Raw genomic sequence first — 20,915 nt, forward strand, 5'->3', positions numbered from 1 at the left:
CGAATGTCAAACGAATGCGGGTGAAAACGCCATTTCCCCGTTCAATGGGGAGAAGCCGTCTCCACGAGACGCACGTCATGCTCCTGGCAAATGCTGCGAATGCCCTCGAAAGGACAGCTGTCCGTGATGAAGGTATGGACCTGCGAGAGGTGGCCGATGCGGACCGGCGCCGTTCTTTCGAATTTCGTCGAATCCGAAACCAGAATGACGTGGCGTGCATTCGCAATGATCGCCTGCGCCACCTTCACCTCGCGATAGTCGAAATCGAGCAGCGCACCGTCTTCGTCGATCGCGGAAACACCGATGACCGCGTAATCCACCTTGAACTGGCGGATGAAATCGACCGCCGCCTCGCCGACGATGCCGCCATCCGCCCCACGCACGACACCGCCCGCGATCACCACCTCGATCGAGGGATAGACGCGCAAGCGATTGGCGACGTTGATATTATTGGTGATGACCATCAGCTCCTTGTGCTCGAGCAGCGCCTCCCCCACGGCTTCCGTCGTCGTGCCGATATTAATGAAGAGTGAGGAATTGTCCGGGATCATGGCGGCGGCGGCGCGGCCGATCGCCTGTTTTTCCGGCGCAGCGATGGAGCGGCGCGCCTCGTATTTGACGTTCTCGTTGCCGCTCGGGAACAACGCCCCGCCATGGATGCGCGTCAGGACCTTGTTGTCGCAGAGATCGTTGAGATCCTTGCGGATGGTTTGCGGCGTCACGGAGAAGCGCGCCGCAAGGTCCTCCACGAGCACGCGGCCCTCGGCCTTGGCGAGATCGAGGATCTCCGCCTGGCGACCTGTCAGAAACATCGGCTCCTCCCATTGCTTTCGTTTGTTTTCATAATATGCAAAAACGAAAGCACATCAATTGATCTGCCCCGCCTTCTTGGAGTGCGCCCCACTTTTTGTGATACTGGGCAGGCAGCAGGTTGCGGCCAGCATCAGGAGGAAAGCACATGTTTCATCCAGCCTTGTTCAAGGGCGCCAATGTCGTCGTGACGGGTGCAGGGCGCGGCATCGGTCTGGAGATCGCGCGGCAGTTCCTCGATTGCGGCGCCCATGTGCTGCTGCATGGCGGGCGAGCGCCCACCGGCCCGCTGCCCGATTTCCTGGAAAACGCCGTCGCAGAAGCCCGTGCCCACATCGTCTATTCCGACTTCCTCGTCGAAGGCGGCATCGGCGCGATCCTGCAGCGGGTGGACAGCCTCTTCCCGCATATCGACGTGCTCATCAACAATGCCGGCACCATGGTCGGCCGCTTCCCCGCCGCCGAATTGACGGACGAGCAATACGAAACCGTCGTGCGCCTCAACCAGACCTCCGTCGTCGAGGTGACGCGCGCGCTGCTGCCATCGCTGCGCCGGGCACCGGGCGCCGCCATCGTCAACACGGTTTCGATCTCGGCGCTGACCGGGGGCAGCCCCGGATCGGCGATCTATTCGGCAACCAAGGCTTTCGTGTCGACCTATTCCAAGGGCCTGGCGCGCGAGCTCGCGCCTGATGGCATCCGTGTCAACTGCGTCTCGCCGGGTACGATCACCACCGACTTCCATTCACGCTACTCGTCGGCCGACAAGCTGGAGGCGACGCGAAAGACCATCCCGCTGCAGCGGCTCGGCACCGCGGAGGATTGCGCCCCCGCCTATCTCTTCCTGGCCTCGAAGGCGCTGTCCGGCTACATCACCGGCCAGGTACTGGAAGTGAACGGCGGCCAGCTGATCTGCTGAAGCCAGCCGGCCGTTGGCACCGGTCAGGCGTTGAGATCGATGACGACGCGGCCCTTCACCTTGCCCTCAAGGATCTTGCCGGCCAGCGCCGGCAGGTCGGAAAGCCGGTGCTCCACCACCATCGCCTCCAGCTTGTCCATCGGAAGGTCGGCGGCGATGCGGTTCCAGGCGTCGACACGCTGGTCATAGGGCCGCATGACCGAATCGATACCAAGCAGGCTGACGCCGCGCAAAAGGAACGGAATGACCGTGAAGGACGGCACCGCCGCGCCGGCCGCAAGGCCCACCGAGGCGACCGCACCGCCATATTTCATCTGCTTGAGCACGCGCGCCAGCATCTCGCCGCCGACCGCGTCGACGGCGCCGGCCCAGCGCTCCGATTCGAGCGGCTTGCTACCCGCTCCAGACAATTCACCGCGGTCGACAATGGTTTCGGCGCCGAGTTCCCTGAGGTAGTCCGCCGTTTCCGGCCGCCCCGTCACGCCGGCGACCGAATAGCCGAGTCGCGCCAGCAGTGCGACCGCCACCGAACCGACGCCGCCGGCCGCACCCGTTACCAGGACCTCGCCCTTCAGCGGAGAGAGCCCGGCCTTTTCCAGCGCGATGACGGACATCATGGAGGTAAGCCCAGCCGTGCCGATCGCCATGGCCTGCCGGGTCGAAAGCTCCGCCGGCAACGGCACCAGCCAGTCGGCCTTGACCTTCGCGCGCGTCGCGTAGCCGCCCCACCAGATCTCGCCGACCCGCCAGCCGGTCAGCACCACACGATCGCCTGGCCGGTAGCGCGGATCATCGGAGGCTTCGACGGTGCCGGCGAAATCGACGCCCGGCACGTGCGGAAAGCTGCGCACCAGACCGCCCTTGCCGGTGATGCAGAGCCCGTCCTTGTAGTTGAGCGTCGAATATTCGACGGCAACGGTGACATCGCCGGCCGGAAGCCGCGAATCCTCCAGGTCCTGGATCGATGCGGAAACCGCGCCATCCGCCCCCTTTTCCACCAACAATGCCTGGAACGTCATCGCTTTCTCCTCGTGCGCATCCATTCGCCCCAGATATAGGGCGCGGGGCATTGGTGCCGCCACTGTTCTTTTGTATCAAGGACGCGGAGGGACGGGATGATAGACAAGCTCGAATACTTCATTGCGCTCGCCCGCGAGAAACATTTCGCCCGGGCGGCGGAAGAACTCGGCATCTCGCAGCCGACGCTTTCGGCGGCGATCCGCCAGCTGGAGGACCAGCTGGGCGTGATGCTGGTCGTGCGCGGCTCGCGCTACCAGGGCCTGACGCCGGAAGGCCAGCGCGTGCTCGAATGGGCCCGCCGCATTGTCGGCGACACGCGCACCATGCGTGAGGAGATGCGCGCGGCGCGCAAGGGTCTTTCCGGCCATATCCGCCTTGCCGCCATTCCGACGACGCTCGCCATGGTGCCCCGCATCACCGCACCCTTCCAGGAAAAGCACCCGGACGTCACCTTCTCCATCGTTTCCACCACCTCCATCAAGATCCTCGGCCTCCTGGAGAATCTGGAGATCGACGCCGGCCTCACCTATCTCGAAAACGAGCCGCTCGGCCGCGTTACCAGCGTACCACTGCTGCACGAGCACTATTGCCTCGTCACCGCCCGCGGCACGCCCTTTGCCGATCGCAAGACCGTGACCTGGCAGGAGGCCGGGAGCGTTCGGCTTTGCCTATTGACCGCCGACATGCAGAACCGTCGCATCATCAACCGGCACTTCGCCGAGGCCGGCGTTTCGGTGGAGCCCTCGCTGGAGGCCAATTCGATGATCGTGCTGTTCTCCCATGTGCGCACGGGGCGCTGGGCGAGCATCATGCCGCGAAATGTTGCAAAATCATTTGGATTTCCTGACGAAATAAGTATAGTTTCCCTCGTCGATCCCGAGCCGCACCACACCGTCGGCCTTGTCGCCACCCATCGCGAGCCCTTTACCCCGCTCGTATCCGCCCTGCTGCACGAGGCCCGTGTGCTGGCGGAAAAGGGGATCGATTAATAGGATTTTTCTATCGGCCAACGGCTTTGCTTTATTGACCGGTCGTCTCCCGGCTGAGAAGCTGTTAGAACAAGCGCGTGGATCGACAGGGTTCCGGTCTTCGCCGAGCAGTTTCAATGGTATCGGCGCGATGGAACCCCTGACACCTTGCGGTTCATTCGTGTCGGTTGGGAGGCCTGACGATGAATGTGCACGTATCCGGCAGCGATGTCGGCGCAAGAACGCTGGCGATCGTCAGCGAACTGAAGGGACTCGAAGGGCCGCTTCTTCCCATCCTGCACGAAATTCAGGCGGAGTTCGGCTTCGTGCCGCAGGAGAGCCTGCCGGTGATCGCCCGCGAGCTCAACCTGTCGCGCGCCGAGGTGCATGGCGTCGTCACCTTCTACCACGACTACCGCGACCACCCGACCGGACGGCATGTGCTGAAGCTCTGTCGCGCCGAGGCCTGTCAATCGATGGGCGGAGATGAACTGGCGGAGCGCGTGAAGGCGCTGCTCGGCATCGATTTCCACCAGACGACGCTGGACGGCGCCGTCACGCTCGAACCCATCTACTGTCTCGGGCTCTGTTCCTGCGCACCCGCCGCAATGCTCGACGGCGAGGTGCATGGACGGGTCGATGCGGATCTGGCGAAGGAACTCGTCGCGGAGGCACGCCGATGACCGTTCGCATCTATGTTCCCCGCGATGCCGCTGCGCTGGCGCTTGGCGCCGACCGCGTCGCCCAGGCCTTTTCCCGTGAGGCGGAGGCCCGCAAGCTCGACATCACGATCGTGCGCAACGGCTCGCGCGGCATGCACTGGCTGGAGCCGCTGGTCGAGGTCGAGACGGCTGAAGGCCGCATCGCCTACGGCCCCGTCAAACCCGCCGACGTGCCCTCCTTGCTCGACGCCGGCCTGCTGGACGGCAAGGCCCACCCGCTCTGTCTTGGCGGAACGGAAGAGATTCCGTTCCTGAAGAACCAGACCCGCCTCACTTTCGCGCGCTGCGGCGTCATCGATCCCGTCTCGCTTGAGGACTACAGGGCCCATGGCGGTCTGCGAGGCCTCGAAAAGGCCATCGCGATGGCTCCTGCTGATGTCGTCAAGGAAGTCACCGACAGCGGCCTGCGCGGCCGCGGCGGCGCAGGCTTCCCGACAGGCATCAAGTGGAAAACCGTGCTCGATGCCCCCGGCGACAAAAAATACATCGTCTGCAATGCCGACGAGGGCGACAGCGGCACCTTCGCCGACCGCATGATCATGGAGGGCGATCCCTTCGTTCTGATCGAGGGCATGGCGATCGCCGGCCTCGCCACCGGCGCCACCAAGGGCTACGTCTACACCCGTTCCGAATATCCACACGCCATCGCCGTGATGAACGACGCCGTTATCGTCGCGCGCGCCGCCGGCGTGCTCGGTCCGTCCGTGCTCGGCTCCGGCAGGGCGTTCGACATGGAGATCCGTGTCGGCGCGGGCGCCTATGTCTGCGGCGAGGAGACGGCACTGCTCAACAGCCTGGAGGGCAAGCGCGGCATCGTGCGCGCCAAGCCGCCGCTGCCGGCCCTCCAGGGCTTCATGGGCCGCCCCACCGTGGTCAACAACGTCATCTCGCTTGCCTCCGTGCCGATCGTGATGGACAAGGGCGCCGCCTACTACCGCGATTTCGGCATGGGCCGCTCGCGCGGCACCATCCCGATCCAGATCGCCGGCAACGCCAAGCATGGCGGACTCTATGAAACCGCCTTCGGCCTGACGCTCGGCGAGATCGTCGACACGATCGGCGGCGGCACCGCCACCGGCCGGCCGGTTCGCGCCGTGCAGGTCGGCGGCCCGCTCGGCGCCTATTTCCCGCGCGCCCTGTTCGACACGCCCTTCGACTACGAGGCTTTCGCCGCGAAGGACGGCCTCATCGGCCATGCCGGCATCACTGTCTTCGATGACACGGTCGACATGCTGAAGCAGGCACGCTTCGCCATGGAGTTCTGTGCCGTCGAAAGCTGCGGCAAGTGCACGCCCTGCCGCATCGGCTCGACGCGCGGTGTCGAGACCGCCGACAAGATCGCCCAGGGCATCGAGCCGGAGAAGAACCGCGAACTGCTCGCCGACCTCTGCAACACCATGAAGTTCGGTTCGCTCTGCGCGCTCGGCGGCTTCACGCCCTATCCTGTCATGAGCGCCATGACGCATTTCCCGGAGGATTTTTCCCCGGCCCCGATGGTGGAGGCGGCGGAATGAGCACACCGGAAAAGGTCAAAGGCCCGGCATCCTACTTCCCTTCGATCGAGAAGACCTACGGTCAGCCGATCGAGCACTGGAAGGAGATCATCCGCGCACAGGACGGCAAGGCGCACATGCAGATCGTCGCGTTCCTCAAGGAAACGCACGGCCTCGGCCATGGCCATGCCAATGCACTCGTCGCGGCGACGCTCGCCGAGACGAAGTCGTAGCAACAAATGAAGTCGCCGCCATCAGCGGCGCAACGGATTGACCCGGAGGTTCTCATGCCCCTCGTTCCAGAAATCGACTTCGGCACTCCCGCCTCCCGCTCGGAAAAGATGGTGACGCTCACCATCGACGGGAACGAGATCACCGTTCCAGAGGGCACCTCCATCATGCGCGCCTCGATGGAGGCCGGTATCCAGGTGCCAAAACTCTGCGCCACCGACATGGTGGATGCCTTCGGCTCCTGCCGGCTCTGTCTCGTCGAGATCGAGGGCCGCAACGGTACCCCGGCCTCCTGCACGACCCCGGTGGCGCCCGGCCTCGTCGTCCACACCCAGACGGGCCGGCTGAAGGACATCCGCAAGGGCGTGATGGAGCTCTACATCTCCGACCATCCGCTCGACTGTCTCACCTGTGCGGCGAATGGCGACTGCGAACTGCAGGACATGGCCGGAGCCGTGGGCCTGCGCGACGTGCGCTACGGCTACGAGGGCGACAACCACGTCAAGGCACGCAACAATGGCGAAGCCAATGCCCGCTGGATGCCGAAGGACGAATCAAACCCCTATTTCACCTACGATCCGTCGAAATGCATCGTCTGCTCGCGCTGCGTGCGGGCCTGCGAGGAGGTTCAGGGTACCTTCGCACTGACCATCGAGGGCCGCGGCTTCGACAGCCGCGTCTCGCCCGGCATGCACGAGCATTTCCTCGAATCCGAATGCGTCTCCTGCGGCGCCTGCGTGCAGGCCTGCCCGACGGCGACGCTGACGGAAAAATCCGTCATCGAGATCGGCCAGCCGGAGCATTCCGTCGTCACCACCTGCGCCTATTGCGGCGTCGGCTGCTCCTTCAAGGCGGAGATGCGCGGTGAGGAACTGGTGCGCATGGTGCCCTGGAAGGACGGCCAGGCGAACCGCGGCCATTCCTGCGTCAAGGGCCGCTTCGCCTATGGCTACTCGACCCACAAGGAGCGCATCCTCAACCCGATGATCCGCGAGAAGATCTCGGACCCGTGGCGCGAGGTGACCTGGGATGAGGCCTATGCCCATGTCGCCGCCGAATTCCGCCGCATCCAGTACCAGTACGGTCGTGATTCGGTCGGCGGCATCACCTCCTCGCGCTGCACCAACGAGGAGACCTTCCTCGTCCAGAAGCTGATCCGCGCCGGTTTCGGAAACAACAATGTCGATACCTGCGCCCGCGTCTGCCATTCGCCGACGGGCTATGGCCTTGGCCAGGCCTTCGGCACCTCCGCCGGCACGCAGAACTTCGACAGCGTCGAGCATACCGACGTCGTCATCGTCATCGGCGCCAACCCGACGGACGGCCATCCAGTCTTCGCCTCGCGCCTGAAGAAGCGCCTGCGCCAGGGTGCCAAGCTGATCGTCATCGATCCGCGCCGTATCGATCTCGTCTCCTCGCCGCACATCAAGGCCTCCTATCACCTGCCGCTGAAGCCCGGCACGAACGTCGCCGTCGTCACGGCGCTCGCCCATGTCATTGTGACGGAGGGTCTCTTCGACGAAAAATTCATCCGCGAGCGCTGCGACTGGTCGGAATTCGAGGACTGGGCCTCCTTCGTCGCCGAGCCGCGCCACAGCCCCGAGGAAACCGAAGCCTTCACCGGCGTGCCGGCGGAAACGCTGCGCGGCGCCGCCCGCCTGTTCGCCACCGGCGGCAACGGCTCGATCTACTATGGCCTCGGCGTCACCGAACACAGCCAGGGCTCGACCACTGTCATGGCCATCGCCAACCTCGCCATGGCGACCGGCAATATCGGCCGCGAAGGCGTTGGCGTGAATCCGCTGCGCGGCCAGAACAACGTGCAGGGCTCGTGCGACATGGGCTCCTTCCCGCACGAACTGCCGGGCTACCGCCACATCTCCGACGATGCGACGCGCGAGATCTTCGAGAAGCTGTGGGGCGTGACGCTCAACAACGAGCCGGGCCTGCGCATCCCCAACATGCTGGACGCCGCCGTCGAAGGCACGTTCAAAGGCATCTACATCCAGGGCGAGGACATTCTCCAGTCCGACCCGGACACCAAGCACGTCTCCGCCGGCCTTGCCGCCATGGAATGCGTCGTCGTGCAGGACCTCTTCCTCAACGAGACGGCGAACTACGCCCATGTCTTCCTGCCGGGCTCGACCTTCCTCGAAAAGGACGGCACCTTTACCAATGCCGAACGCCGCATCAACCGCGTGCGCCGCGTGATGACGCCGAAGAACGGCTATGCGGACTGGGAGGTCACCCAGAACCTCGCCAAGGCCATGGGCCTTGCCTGGAACTACAGCCATCCCTCCGAAATCATGGATGAGATCGCCGCAACGACGCCGAGCTTCGCCCTCGTTTCCTACGACTATCTGGAAAAGGTCGGCTCGGTGCAGTGGCCCTGCAACGAGAAGAACCCACAAGGTTCGCCGATCATGCACATCAACGGCTTCGTGCGCGGCAAAGGCAAGTTCATCCGCACGGAATATGTCGCAACGGACGAGAAGACCGGCCCGCGTTTCCCGCTGCTGCTTACCACCGGCCGCATCCTCAGCCAGTACAATGTCGGCGCCCAGACGCGGCGCACGGAAAACGTCGTCTGGCACGAGGAGGACCGGCTGGAGATCCACCCGCACGATGCGGAAAACCGCGGGATCCGCGATGGCGACTGGGTGCGTCTCGCCAGCCGCGCCGGCGAGACGACATTGCGCGCCCTCGTCACCGACCGCGTCGCGCCGGGTGTCGTCTACACGACCTTCCACCACCCGACGACGCAGGCAAACGTCATCACCACCGATTTCTCCGACTGGGCGACCAACTGTCCGGAGTATAAGGTGACCGCCGTGCAGATCTCGCCGTCGAACGGCCCGTCCGACTGGCAGGTCGAATATGACGAACTGGCCCGCCGCTCGCGCCGGATCAGGGGCAAGCTGGAGGCAGCGGAGTAGGATAGCGGCGTGCCGGATTTTTCCACCACGACCAAGGTCGCCGAGATCGCCCGCCGCAACGGGCGGCTCGCGGAAAGCGAGCGCTTCGTGCCGGAGGAGACCCCGGTTGCCTTCTCCTATGCGGGCTCGACCCATGCGGTCATGATGGCAACGCCCGCCGACCTCGAGGATTTCGCCATCGGCTTCAGCCTGACGGAGGGCATTATCACCGACCCTTGCGAGATCGAGGCTATCGAGGTGCTGGCCGAAGACAAGGGTATTGATGTGCAGATCCAGCTGGCGGACGCACAGAACGACGCCCTGACCACCCGCCGGCGCCACATGGCCGGCCCGGTCGGCTGTGGCCTGTGCGGTATCGAATCGATCGAGCAGGCCGTGCGCGTGACGCCCTCGGTGCGGGCGTCGTCCCTCACGCTCGGCGCGGAGGACGTGGTGGAGGCAGTGCGCCTCCTGAACGGTCAACAGCCGCTTCATATGGTGACGCGCGCCGTGCATGGCGCCGGGTTCTATGTCCCGGGCGAAGGCCTTATCGCCGTGCGCGAGGATGTCGGCCGGCACAATGCGCTCGACAAGCTCGTCGGCGCTGCACGGCGCACAGGCCATGCAGGCGGCACCGGCGCCGTCGTGGTGACGAGCCGCGTTTCCGTCGAGATGGTGCAGAAGACGGCAGTCATCGGCAGCCCCTTCATCATCGCCATTTCCGCGCCGACGGCGCTCGCCATCCGCACCGCCGAGGACGCCGGCATGACGCTGGTCGCGCTGGTGCGGGGCGAAGAATTCGAGATTTTCACCGGCGCGGAGCGCATCGTCTCCGGTGCGGAACGCCAGGTCGGCAACGGTTAGGAGACAGGAATGTCGGAAGGCAGCAAGATTCCCAGGATGGCGAACCAGATCGCCACCTTCTTCCACTCACAGCCCAAGAGCGAGGGCCCGAACGGCGTGGCGACCCATATCAACAAGTTCTGGGAGCCGCGCATGCGCCGGCAACTCTTCGATATCGTCGACAACCACGCCGGCGAAGGCCTTGATTCCCTCGTCCTCGCGGCGGTGCCGATGATCCACCGCCCGCCGCCAGCCGAAATCCCGGCTGCGGCCGGAGCGAAGGCTCCAACAGCCCCCTGACCAATCCTCAAACGCAAACGGCCGGCATCGCTGCCGGCCGTTTTTCATGCCGCGGACCGCTTAGAACTCTTCCCAGTTCTCCGCTGCCTGCGCCGTGGAGCCTCGCGGCGCCCGCAGGGTGCGGGCCACGGCATGAAGTTGTGATACCGGTGCAGGCGTGGGTGCCCGCTGGACCGGCTGGGCAGTGTTGCCGGCAAGCTGGAACCGGCGGATGAGCGCATGCAGCGCATCCGCCTCGCGCGCCATGGCATGGCTGGCGGCCGTGCTTTCCTCGACCATGGCCGCATTCTGCTGCGTCGCCTGGTCCATCGCATTGACCGACTGGTTGATCTCTCGAAGCCCGGTCGATTGCTCGCGCGACGCCTCGACGATCGCCGCCACGTTGGTGTGCACGTCCTGGACCTGCGCCAGGATCTCCTGAAGCGCCCGTCCGGTCTCATCGACCAGCGCCACACCGCTCTTGACCTGCTCGCCCGATGTGGCGATCAGGGCCTTGATGTCCTTGGCGGCGCTGGCCGACCGCTGGGCCAGTTCCCGCACCTCCTGCGCCACGACGGCGAAGCCTTTGCCCGCCTCGCCCGCCCGCGCCGCCTCGACACCGGCGTTCAGCGCCAGAAGGTTGGTCTGAAAGGCGATGTCGTCGATGACGCCGAGAATGTTGGAGATTTCACGCGAGGACTGCTCGATCTGCCCCATCGCGTCGATCGCCTTGCGGACGACCACGCCGGATTTTTCCGCACCCGCCCGTGTCTTGCTTACCAGCGTTCCTGCCTCATCGGCCCGCCGGCTCGAATCACCGACCGTGGTGGTGATCTCGTCGAGAGCGGCCGCAGTTTCCTCCACGGAGGCCGCCTGCTGCTCGGTGCGCCTTGCCAGATCGTCGGCGGCAGAGCGGATTTCCTGTGCGCCCGACGCGATCGCATTGGCATTGGTCTCGACGGTGCGCATGGCATCATGAAGGCCGGCGACAGCTTCGTTGAAGTCCCTGCGCACCGTTTCCATGGACGGCACGAAAGGCGTTGCGAGATTTTGCGTCAGATCGCCCCCGGCCAATGCCTTCAGCGCCATGCCGAGCGCCTTGATCGCCGACATGCGCTCGGTAACATCGGTGGCAAACTTGACCACCTTGTAGACCCGGCCGGAAAGGTCGCGGATCGGATTGTAAGCCGCCTGGATCCAGATCTCGCGACCACCCTTGCCGTAACGCACGAACTCGTTGGAGATGAAGCGGCCCTCGGCAAGGCTCTTCCAGAAATCCGCATAGGCCGCGGTCTGCACATAGGCCGGATCGCAGAACATGCGATGATGCTTTCCGCGGATTTCGGACAGATCATAACCGAGCGCGGTGCAGAAATTCTCGTTGGCGTGCAGGATTTCGCCGGTCGGCGTAAACTCGATCACGGCCTGCGAACGGGAGATCGCGTCGAGCTTGCTCGCATCCTCCGCCGCACGCCTCTTCGCTTCGGTGATGTTACTGGCGAACTTGACGACCTTGTAGGGCTTGCCGCCGCGAAAGACCGGATTGTAGGTCGCCTGGATCCAGATTTCGCTGCCGTCCTTGCGCAGGCGCTTGTAGCTGTTCGAATCGTATTCGCCACGTCCGAGATGTGCCCAAAACTGGCGATACTCCTCGCTGGCCGTGTAGGCCGCCTCGCAGAACATGCGATGGTGCTGACCGACGATGTCCTTCAAGTCGTAGCCGAGCGCCCGGCAGAAATTCTCGTTGGCGGTGAGGATGGTTCCCTTGGGATCAAACTGGATCACGGCCTGTGAACGCGACAGCGCGTCGAAGATGTGGCCCGCATCCATGGATTTCGCAAATGAAAGCATGACCTGTCCCTCTGTGCGATGACCACGGTCTTCTTCAAAATTGTGCGCGTGGTGATCGTCGTGTGTTGATGCCCAGATATGACCCGCTTTAACGGTCATACGCTGGCAACGGTAAGTACAATCTTCGCGAGAGGCATCATGCCAGAGCGACGGAATGCGCATCTGCAATCAAAGATGGCGACACAGACTTAAGAATTGATGAAAAACAAACAGCGATATTTTAGATCTATTATATAACAATGACTTATAGCATACCTGAAAACATGATGCTTACGTAACGTCAGGTAGGCGCTCCAGACGGCGAGTCCTGAAACACGCAAAAGTTGCACAAGCCGAGAAACATAAAAAAACCGCCGTACAATCGTACGGCGGTCTCAGGATTTCAGCGATAAAGCGGGCGGATCAGGCCGCCATGTCCTCCACTTCGCGCTCCTTGAACATGCGCGCAAGGTTGAGGAAGCAGATCATGCCGTTTTCATGGGCGATGATGCCCTCCGCATAGACTTTGTCGAAGGAGGTCGTCACTTCCGGCACCGGCTGGATCTGCTCACTGCGGATGGTGAGGATGTCGGAGACCCGATCGACGACGAGGCCGACGACCATGCTGTGCACTTCGGCGACCACGATGGCACTGCGCTCGTTTGCCTCGGTGCTCTTCATGCCGAGCTTGTGAGCGAGGTCGATGATCGGGATCACCGTGCCGCGAAGGTTCATCACGCCGATGACGTCAGGCGGCGAGTGCGGGATCGGCGTGGACGGCGCCCAGCCGCGGATTTCGCGGATCGTGGTCGTCTTCACGCAGAATTCCTGATCGTGCAGGCGGAATGCGATGATTTCGAGCGTGTCGCCGGCAAAGCCGGTCGTCTTGATGGAGGACATCGGGATCTTTCCAGTTTCATCTGCTTCGTGTCCCGATCCTATGCACGCTCTGGTTAAAATCTTTCAAACGCGCCGCGATTTGTTGCGCCCTGCATGCAAAAGGCTCCGCGTCGCCACGGAGCCTTGCACTTTTTCCGACCCTACCATTTGCAGGAGCCGGCAATCATCCCATCCAGGCGGGAGCGCCCGTCAGCCTCAGCAATGCCCTCAATATTCCTTCTCGTAGAAGATACCCGCGCCTGCGCTGCCGCCACTGCCCGCCTCGCCGCGTAGCTTCAGGCCACGGCCGACATCGAGGTTGATGACCGCCTTGGCGCCGTTCGTCTCCGGGTCCTGCTTTAACTCGATATAGGTCCGCTCGTTGAGATACTTCCCCGCCGAGACCGCCGCCCGGCCTTCCGCATCCGTCGTGATGTCGAGATCGTCGACGCCGAGCTTGCTGCGCAGGCTGTCAAGCAGACCGGTCGAACTGCCGCCGGCGAGCTGGCTGGCGGCGGAGGCAAGCTGGGCGATCTGCACCGCCGAGAGGTTCGACATGGAGCGGTTGAAGATCAGCTGCGCCAGGATTTCGTCCTGCGGCAGCGAAGGCGAAGAGGCGAAGGTAACGGTCGGGTTGTTGGCAAGGCCCGCCACCGTCACCGTGATTTCCGTCGAGCCGGCCGTGCTGCCGGCCACCAGATTGACCGTCGGCACAAGGCCGCCGGCAAAACCGATATGGGCACTGGTGAAATCGAGACGGCGCGTCAGGATCTCCATGCGTCCACGCTCCAATTCGAAACCGCCGGAAACGACCGGCGAGGCGGACGTACCCGTGATCTTCAGGCTGCCGCCAAGTTCCGCATTGATGCCGCGGCCGCGCACGAAGAGCTGGCCCGGCGCCTCGATGGTAAGGTCGAGCGCGATGCCGCGCGAAGCGCCGCTGCTGCCCTGGTCGCGCTGCACGTCCGCCGTCATGCGCTTGACGTCGGCCGGCGCATTGCGGTGCTTGATGTCAATTTCGGAGAGCGAGGCCGGCAGCTTTTGGGGAATGGTGATGTTCGCCTTGTTGATGCGCACCTTGCCGCCGAGCGAAAGCCCCGCCACGGGTCCCTTCAGCGTCAGGTCACCTGCGACATTCGCCGTCACCAGCGTGCCGTCGACATAGGTGATGTCGCCGAGCTTGACGGCGACGTCGACCGGAAAACCGCTCGCCGGGTCGATGCCGACGCGCCCGCTGGCTGACAGCTGGCCACCGCTGGCAAGCTTGCCGGAGACCGTCTCGATCACTGCCTGCCGCCCGTCCATCGTAACGCGGACCGTCAGGTTCTCCACCGCGAGGTTGCGGCGCACATCGACAAGCCGCGCGCCGCCGGCCGTGATGCTGCCGGTAATCGAGGGTGCGGCCGCCGTGCCGCCGATGGAGAGATCGACATTGGCATTGCCGGTCAGGACAAAGCCCTGGGCGGACAGCTGACCCTGCAGCAGGCCGAACGGCACCGTGCCGTTGAACTTGAGCCCGAGCGGCGTCGCCCCGCCGATGCCGACCGTACCGCCGCCGCGGAAGGACAAACCGCCACCGCCCGAAAGCACCGTATCGAGCCGGACCTGGTTGTTGGAAAATTCCCCCTTGGCAGTGATGGTGAGCGCGCCGATGCCCGCGCCGCGGGTCTGGCTCGTTACCGCCCCGCCCCAGTCCAGCGCGTAGTTGACGACGGGCGCCGCCGCGCGTCCCTTAACCGTAACCGTGCCGCCGATCGTGCCTTCCGCACCAAGGCCGTCGGCAAAATTGTTGACCAGCGCAGCCGGCAGCGCGGAGAGGCGAACGGACAGATCGAGCGCTTCACCCGCGCGGCCCGTGACCGCAATGGAGCCGCGGCCGGCCTGGATCGTCAGCCCGTCGAGCGAGGCGACGCCGTTGGTGACGCCGATCGTCGTCGGCTTGGCCAGTTTCAAGGCAATGCGCCGCGGTGCGGCCTCGAAGGCCTGCAGGGCGACATCCAGCCCACCGTCGCGCTGGATGACCTTGCCCTTCGTTAGAAGCGGCGCACCGTCGAGGCGGCCGGTAAGATCGAAATTGGTCGCCTGCCCTTCGCGCGAAAAACCGAGCTTTAGCGCTTCGAGCCGGTTCTCACCCGAGGCCACCCGCTCGGCGCGCACCGTGCCAGTAATCGCCGCGGTGGCGAGGTCGGCGATGGTGAGATCGACCGCCGGCTTGGTGATGCTGAGAGCATCGCGGCGGATGGCGGAACCGGAGGCCTGGATGGTCGCCGACGTTCGGCCATTGCCGGTCGCGATTTCCACCTGCCCGGAGAGATCGCCCGCCGCCTTCTGGCCAGCCATGGCGGCGAGAAGGCTAAGATCAGGAAAATCGAAGCGGATCGTGCCGTCAGGCATGAAGTTCTCCGCCAGCGTGAGCGAGCCCTTCAGCGTGTTGGGACCGATTTCCGCTTCCAGCACCGGCACGGCAATGCGACCGCCTTCCGAGGTGATGCTGGAGCGCACGTTGATCGGCTGGCCATCAAGCGCACCGGTCGCCGTCAATTCGCCGGACGGGCTGTCGGCAACGGCCTTGCCGGTCAGCGTGACCACGAGGTCGCTGAGCGTGCGGCCGGAGAGGGTTGCCCCGCTCGACGTGACCTTGGCGGACACATCGAGCCCCGCAACGGGACCGGTGGCGGAAAGCTCGAAGGCCGCTTCGCCCGCCGCATCGGCGAGCAGCCTGCCAAGGTTCAGTACCTTGCCGGTCAAGGCGGCATCGAGCGCACCGTTACCGAGCGAGACCGTGCCCGCCGTCTCCAGCGTACCGGACTTGACCTGAAGCCCGGAAACCTGAACGGCACCATCGCCCGCCAGCTGGACCCGTCCCTCCATCGCAATCGTCGTGTCGAATTTGCCGGCCAGCGCCGGCGGCAGCACGGCCGGCAGCGCGAAGAGACGGAAATTGACATCGGCCTCACGGCTCTTCAACCCATAGCGGCCCGACAGCGTACCGCCGATGCTGGCGCTTTCGAGCGTCGCGGGATCGAAGGCGATCTCGTCAGGCGAGACGGTGAGCGTCGCTACCAGCTTCGCCGGCCCCTTCACCGTACGGTCGACATCAGCACTGGCAAAGGCCGTCATGCCGGTTTCGAGCACGGCATCGATACGGCCGGACTGGCTCGCCACATTGAACGCTTCGCTTTTTGCCGTCAGGCGGATGTTCTCCACCCGCCCGGCTGGCAGTTCGGCCGAAACGACCGTTGCATTGGCTTCGAGCGCTGCCGCGGTCGCCTCGCCCGTCAGCGACAGATCGGCACCTTCGATCAGCACGCGCGCATCGCCCTCGGCGAGCGGCCAACGGAAATCGACCGGCCCGTCCTTGCCCGAAAATTTGACGTCGAGGTCGTTGGCACCCTTGGCGCTGACCGTACCCGAGGCGGCAAGGGTCATGGCGCCCGTCGAGATCGAGCCCTTCTCAATGCGCAACATGTCCGAACCGTCGAAGGCGGCGACGACGTCGATGCCCGTTTCACCGGCAAAGAGCGGGCGAAGCTGCGGCGGCATCAGCGCGTCGAAAGTGCCGCCGCCACTGAGGGCGATCGTGTGCAGGCCGTTCGTCGCAAGGTCGTGGCGTCCGTCGACCCGCAGCATTTCCGTGCCGTCGAGCGCAGCAGACAGCCGGCCCGTCCATTCGGAAAGCGGACCGTCGCCCGTAAGGCGGATCGTGACGGCAGGGTCGTTCGGCAGCTTGAGCAGCGCCGCGAGCAGCCCGCCCTTCGGCTCGGCGACATCGGCCTCAAGACGAAGCTCGTTGTCGGCAGGGTTGAAGACGATATCGGCGGCGACGCGTGCATCCGGCCGCGCCTTTTCCGAAGCGGAGAGCTTGACCGCAACGCTTTCGGCCGTCGCATCACCGCTGCCGGAGACGACGATACGCTGGTCCCGGCCGGCGACCGTGCCCGACACAAAGAGTTCCGGCACATCAAGCGCGCCGACATGTACTTCCACGGGCAGGGTGAACGGCGTGTCGGAAGGCTCCGCATCCGCCTTTGGCTCGGGCAGACGCAGGAGCGAGACGGAAGAGGCGGAGACACGTTCGGCTTCGAAGCTGAAGAAGAGAAGCTGGAGCGGCGACCAGTCGACCGCGAGGTCGCGGATCTCCGCATAGGTGCCCCTGGCATCGCCAAGCGCGATCGAGCCGGCGCGGAGCTTGCCGGTGAGAAGGCCGGAGGGTTCGCTGATCGAGATCACCTGACCGCTCGCAGCGGCGATCTTCTCCGCCTGCGACACGGCAAAACGCGCACCCGCATCGGTAAAACCGATGAAACCGACGAGACCGGCAAGAAGAACCACAAGAACGGCAAGGCCATAGCCGATAAAACGGAGCGTGGCGCGGAGAATTCGGGACAGCCTGTTCATGCGTCATCCATTTCGCGTGCGGGGGAGCGCCGGGGTCGCTCCACAACGTCTTGAATCCGAATCGCGCGAGCAATCAAGAGTCTAGACGAAAATTGGGGCGACAGTCAGAAGGACTGGCCGATACCGGCATAGACCCCGAAGGACGTTCCACCGGGATATTTCTTCAGCGGCACCGCGACGTCGAGACGCAGCGGGCCGAACGGCGTCGCATAGCGAAGGCCGATACCGGCGCCAGCCCTGATATCCTTGAAGTCGGGCACTTCGTCTGTCGAAACCGTGCCGACATCGATGAAGGGCACGACGCCGATCGTCTCGGTGACGCCGATGCGCGCCTCGGCCGTGGCCGCAACATAGGAACGGCCGCCGAGCAGCTTGTTGCGGCCGTCACGCGGCGAGATCTCCTGATAGCCGTAACCACGCACCGTGCCGCCGCCGCCAAGGAAGAAGCGCCGCGTCGCCGGAATATCGGACAGCTCGTCGCCACCGATGATCGTGCCGGCAGCGAGCTTCCCGGCCAAAACGAAGCGCTTTTCCTCGCCGAATGCCTGGTAGCCGGTGATCGCGCCTTCGAAGCTGGAGAAGAAGGTGCCCCGATCGATCTCGTAGCTGGGCTTCGCGTTGATCATCGCGCGATAGCCTTCCGTCGGATTCAGCTTGTCGTCGCGCGTGTCGCGTACATATTCGATCGGGATGGCGACGGTGAGATAGTTGTTGTTGCCGAAGGCGTCCTCGACATCGCTCCACATCACCTCGCCGCCCGCGCTGACCGTGTCCCTGTCGGAAAGCTCGATGGTGACACCGGCCGCCGCCGTGGTGGTGAACGCCTTGTAGGCGTCGGGATCGACGATCGAGGCCTTGAGGCTGGCATTGAAGGTCGAGGCCGGCCCGAACGCGCCGGGCTTGGAGAAGAGGATGCCGGCCGAATAGTCGAGATTGCTGATATCCGACTCACCGATGCGGTTGACCGATCCTTCCAGGCGCAGGGATTCGGCCTCCCCGAAAAGATTGCGGTGCCCCCAATAGCCCTGCAGGCCGAGGCCGTCCGTATTCGAATATTGCGCACCAACACCGAAATAGCGGTGCTTGCCTTCGGAGACCTCGATCGTCATCGGCAACGAACCGTCCGGCGCCAGCTTGTCGGCCTCGCGGATCGTCACGCTGGAGAAGACGCCGAGCGTGCGCAGCCGCTCCGCCGCCTTGTTGAGCGCTTCCGGCGAATAGGGCTGGCCGGCATTGATGCGCGAATAACGCTGCACGAAGGCCGGATCGACCGTCTTGGTGCCGGAAACGCCGACTTCGCCGACGGGCGCGACCGGTCCGCCTTCGGCCGAGATCACAACGTCGACGGTCTGCGTCTTGTGGTCCGCCGTCGCATTGCGTTCGACGAGCCTGGCAAGAGGCCGGCCTTCGGCCTTCAGGTCAACGACGACCTTCTCGCCTGCTTTCAGGATGAGGGTGGAATCGGCCCGCGCACCGGGCACCAGTCCATAGTCGGCCGGATTGCGCCCCTCTGCGTCGCCGGCAAAGGCGACGTCACCAAAGGTGAAGGCCGGGCCGGGCTGGACGGTGATTGTCACCGGAATGGCGCCGCTGTGGTTGAATTCAGGGTTGGGCGGCAGGGAATCGAGATCCTGGCCGGCAACCGTCACATTCACAACACCGCCATAACGCGCCTTCTCATAAAGCGCAGCGAGGATGCGGTCGCGGTCGTCGCGGGCCTTGATGACAAGGCCGAGATCGCCGGACACCGGCTTGCCCTCGTCCTGTTTCAGGCGCGCGGTGTTCTCGATCGCGTCCTTGAGGTCGTCATCATCCGTTCCGGGATCGAGCGTCAGCGTGTAGTTCACGGGATCGATGACGGCGGTGGCAGCCTCTTCGTCGTCCTCGAAGAATTTCATGCCGAAAATTTCGAAGGCAGAGGCTGGCCCGGCAGACAAGGGGCCGCACAGCAGGGAGGCCGCAACCGCAAGCGCGGTGCCAGCTCTCAGAAACGCAAAACTCTTTTCCGGCCGGTTCACTTTATCCCGCATCCGCAGCTATCCGTCGCCTTTCTCCTTCAGGTGCGGTGCGCGCGGCAAACCGACAGCTTCCGTCACAAACTTCAGGCGCCCCGTCTCATACGGAGCTTTCAGGCAGGAAAAGACCCTAACGCGTTAGGTTTTCCGTAATGTTAACGGCGGTTTTACACGGATGGAAACAAGATTTGAAGCACTGGAGCGGTGATTTTACGCCACACTCGTCAAAGCAAAAGCCCCGGAGACACTCCGGGGCTTCGCATAGGTTGCAAGTCTAGGCCTTAGTAACCTGACGGGCAACGGTCGATATAGCGACGACCGTAGCGGTCACGGTAGTAGCACTGGCCCGGCTGTTCTGCGACGGACCCGATGACGGCACCCGAAACGCCACCGATGGCCGCGCCGACGGCTGCACCGCGAACGTCGCCCGTAATGGCACCGCCGATGATCGCGCCGGAGACGGCGCCGATACCCGCACCCTTTTCCGTCTGCGTGCAGCCGGCCACGGCCAGACCGACCAGAACGAGCGCAATGACTTTCTTCATGAAGATGTTCTCCAAAGTTGAGCGGCGGCCGCGTTTGCCGGGTCCGCCCTATCCCCTTCTACTCAGGCAACATACCGCGGCCGTCTTCAACGGTGAGGTTTGTCCGAGATCGAAAATATACCCGGAAATCGGGAAGTCCATGGCGTTGAAGTATTTTTTTGGCGCGCGAATAAATATCGTTTCCGTTTCGTTTGATTGGTCCCGACACTTCGACCGGTCACGAGAAATTTCGCAATTGCCTGAAAGTACCGGTTGATCGCCGCCGCAAAACGTCAAATGATATGATTGTTGATGTCGCACCGGCGGTTGGAGGAACAGCCAGGCGGCATCCCGCTACGAATGCAGTGCACGCGAAGAGACAATGCTGGTGTCGTTTGATCCCAGGCCCGCGTCGCGAGGACGCCAGCTGCATGTGACGTCGGATCGATCGTTCCAGCGGACAATGAACCGCCAGGGAGGAACGCATGGCGAAAGTGGCAATGACCGTCAATGGCCGAAAGGTGAGCCGCGAGTGCGAGGACCGCACGCTGCTTGTCCATTTCATCCGCGACCAGCTCAGTCTTACCGGAACCCATGTCGGCTGCGATACCTCCCAGTGCGGGGCCTGTGTCGTGCATATGGACGGCAAGGCGGTGAAGAGCTGTTCGATCCTCGCGGCCCAGGCCGCCGGCGCCGAGATCCTTACCATTGAAGGCCTTGCGGCCAATGGCGAGCTGCACCCCGTCCAGGCCGCCTTCAAGGCCAACCATGGCCTGCAATGCGGTTTCTGCACGCCCGGCATGGTGATGACCGCGGTCGATATGATCAACCGCTACGGCGCGAAACTCGACGAACAGACGGTGCGCGACAACCTCGAAGGCAATATCTGTCGATGCACCGGCTACCACAACATCGTCAAGGCCATCCTGGCCGCCGCCGAGGAAATGGGCGCGGCAGGCCAGCAGGCAGCGCAGTAGGCGTTACGCAATAGGCAGAAGCCAGCAGGGCGGCCAATTGTGCGACGGTGAAAGCCCGAACGCCCCTTGGCCAACACCTGCTGCCTCATTTC

Annotated in this window: 16 protein-coding genes; 9 read left to right on the forward strand and 7 right to left on the reverse strand. The window is 64.0% G+C overall.

The features are described from left to right. Positions 1-41 precede the first annotated feature (41 nt). A complete protein-coding gene (locus AKG11_RS26345; protein ID WP_024271114.1) occupies positions 42-812 on the reverse strand; it encodes a DeoR/GlpR family DNA-binding transcription regulator in 771 nt (256 codons plus the stop codon). Positions 813-958: 146 nt separating this feature from the next. On the opposite strand from AKG11_RS26345, the gene AKG11_RS26350 reads away from it, so the two are divergent. Continuing rightward, positions 959-1,729: an SDR family NAD(P)-dependent oxidoreductase gene (locus tag AKG11_RS26350; protein WP_023515335.1), complete on the forward strand. Its 771-nt coding sequence runs from the start codon at positions 959-961 to the stop codon at positions 1,727-1,729. A 23-nt stretch (positions 1,730-1,752) separates the two neighbouring features. Here the strand turns inward: AKG11_RS26350 and AKG11_RS26355 are convergent, their stop codons facing one another. Continuing rightward, on the reverse strand, positions 1,753-2,748 hold the full coding sequence (locus AKG11_RS26355) for an acrylyl-CoA reductase (NADPH) (protein ID WP_050746073.1): 996 nt from the start codon (positions 2,746-2,748) through the stop codon (positions 1,753-1,755). Positions 2,749-2,844: 96 nt separating this feature from the next. On the opposite strand from AKG11_RS26355, the gene AKG11_RS26360 reads away from it, so the two are divergent. The 7 genes from AKG11_RS26360 to AKG11_RS26390 all read left to right on the forward strand — a co-directional run bounded on the left by AKG11_RS26360 (position 2,845) and on the right by AKG11_RS26390 (position 10,221). Next, positions 2,845-3,738, forward strand: coding sequence for a LysR family transcriptional regulator (locus AKG11_RS26360; RefSeq protein WP_023515337.1), 894 nt, complete (start codon positions 2,845-2,847; stop codon positions 3,736-3,738). A gap of 182 nt (positions 3,739-3,920) precedes the next feature. Next, a complete protein-coding gene (locus AKG11_RS26365) occupies positions 3,921-4,400 on the forward strand; it encodes a formate dehydrogenase subunit gamma (RefSeq protein WP_023515338.1) in 480 nt (159 codons plus the stop codon). After that, on the forward strand, positions 4,397-5,953 hold the full coding sequence (locus tag AKG11_RS26370; RefSeq protein ID WP_050746074.1) for a formate dehydrogenase beta subunit: 1,557 nt from the start codon (positions 4,397-4,399) through the stop codon (positions 5,951-5,953). Before AKG11_RS26365 ends, AKG11_RS26370 begins: the two co-directional genes overlap by 4 nt. Further along, positions 5,950-6,165 (forward strand): DUF4287 domain-containing protein, encoded by a 216-nt coding sequence (locus AKG11_RS26375; RefSeq protein ID WP_024271113.1) that lies wholly within the window; start codon positions 5,950-5,952, stop codon positions 6,163-6,165. Before AKG11_RS26370 ends, AKG11_RS26375 begins: the two co-directional genes overlap by 4 nt. A gap of 54 nt (positions 6,166-6,219) precedes the next feature. Next, a complete protein-coding gene (gene fdhF / locus AKG11_RS26380; RefSeq protein WP_050746075.1) occupies positions 6,220-9,099 on the forward strand; it encodes a formate dehydrogenase subunit alpha in 2,880 nt (959 codons plus the stop codon). Positions 9,100-9,108: 9 nt separating this feature from the next. Continuing rightward, on the forward strand, positions 9,109-9,942 hold the full coding sequence (fdhD, locus tag AKG11_RS26385) for a formate dehydrogenase accessory sulfurtransferase FdhD (RefSeq protein WP_050746076.1): 834 nt from the start codon (positions 9,109-9,111) through the stop codon (positions 9,940-9,942). Positions 9,943-9,951: 9 nt separating this feature from the next. Further along, positions 9,952-10,221 carry a formate dehydrogenase subunit delta gene (locus tag AKG11_RS26390; protein WP_050746077.1) on the forward strand — a complete coding sequence of 90 codons (270 nt, stop codon included), beginning with the start codon at positions 9,952-9,954 and terminating at the stop codon, positions 10,219-10,221. 60 nt (positions 10,222-10,281) lie between these two features. Here AKG11_RS26390 and AKG11_RS26395 read toward each other — a convergent pair whose 3' ends face one another. From AKG11_RS26395 to AKG11_RS26415, 5 genes are all read right to left on the reverse strand, one after another. Continuing rightward, on the reverse strand, positions 10,282-12,051 hold the full coding sequence (locus AKG11_RS26395) for a methyl-accepting chemotaxis protein (protein ID WP_050746078.1): 1,770 nt from the start codon (positions 12,049-12,051) through the stop codon (positions 10,282-10,284). A gap of 402 nt (positions 12,052-12,453) precedes the next feature. After that, positions 12,454-12,930 (reverse strand): chemotaxis protein CheW, encoded by a 477-nt coding sequence (locus AKG11_RS26400; RefSeq protein ID WP_024271110.1) that lies wholly within the window; start codon positions 12,928-12,930, stop codon positions 12,454-12,456. Positions 12,931-13,137: 207 nt separating this feature from the next. Beyond that, positions 13,138-17,307 (reverse strand): translocation/assembly module TamB domain-containing protein, encoded by a 4,170-nt coding sequence (locus AKG11_RS26405; protein ID WP_050746079.1) that lies wholly within the window; start codon positions 17,305-17,307, stop codon positions 13,138-13,140. 104 nt (positions 17,308-17,411) lie between these two features. Beyond that, positions 17,412-19,337: an autotransporter assembly complex protein TamA gene (locus tag AKG11_RS26410; RefSeq protein ID WP_050746080.1), complete on the reverse strand. Its 1,926-nt coding sequence runs from the start codon at positions 19,335-19,337 to the stop codon at positions 17,412-17,414. A gap of 266 nt (positions 19,338-19,603) precedes the next feature. Beyond that, a complete protein-coding gene (locus tag AKG11_RS26415; RefSeq protein ID WP_024271109.1) occupies positions 19,604-19,867 on the reverse strand; it encodes a YMGG-like glycine zipper-containing protein in 264 nt (87 codons plus the stop codon). A 464-nt stretch (positions 19,868-20,331) separates the two neighbouring features. Between AKG11_RS26415 and AKG11_RS26420 the strand changes: the two genes are divergently transcribed. Next, positions 20,332-20,823, forward strand: a complete 492-nt coding sequence (locus AKG11_RS26420) for a (2Fe-2S)-binding protein (protein WP_024271108.1) — start codon at positions 20,332-20,334, stop codon at positions 20,821-20,823. The last annotated feature ends 92 nt before the right edge of the window (positions 20,824-20,915 follow it).

Origin of the sequence: Shinella sp. SUS2 (genome assembly GCF_001262505.1) — a bacterium.
In the GTDB taxonomy this organism is placed as follows: Bacteria; Pseudomonadota; Alphaproteobacteria; order Rhizobiales; family Rhizobiaceae; genus Shinella.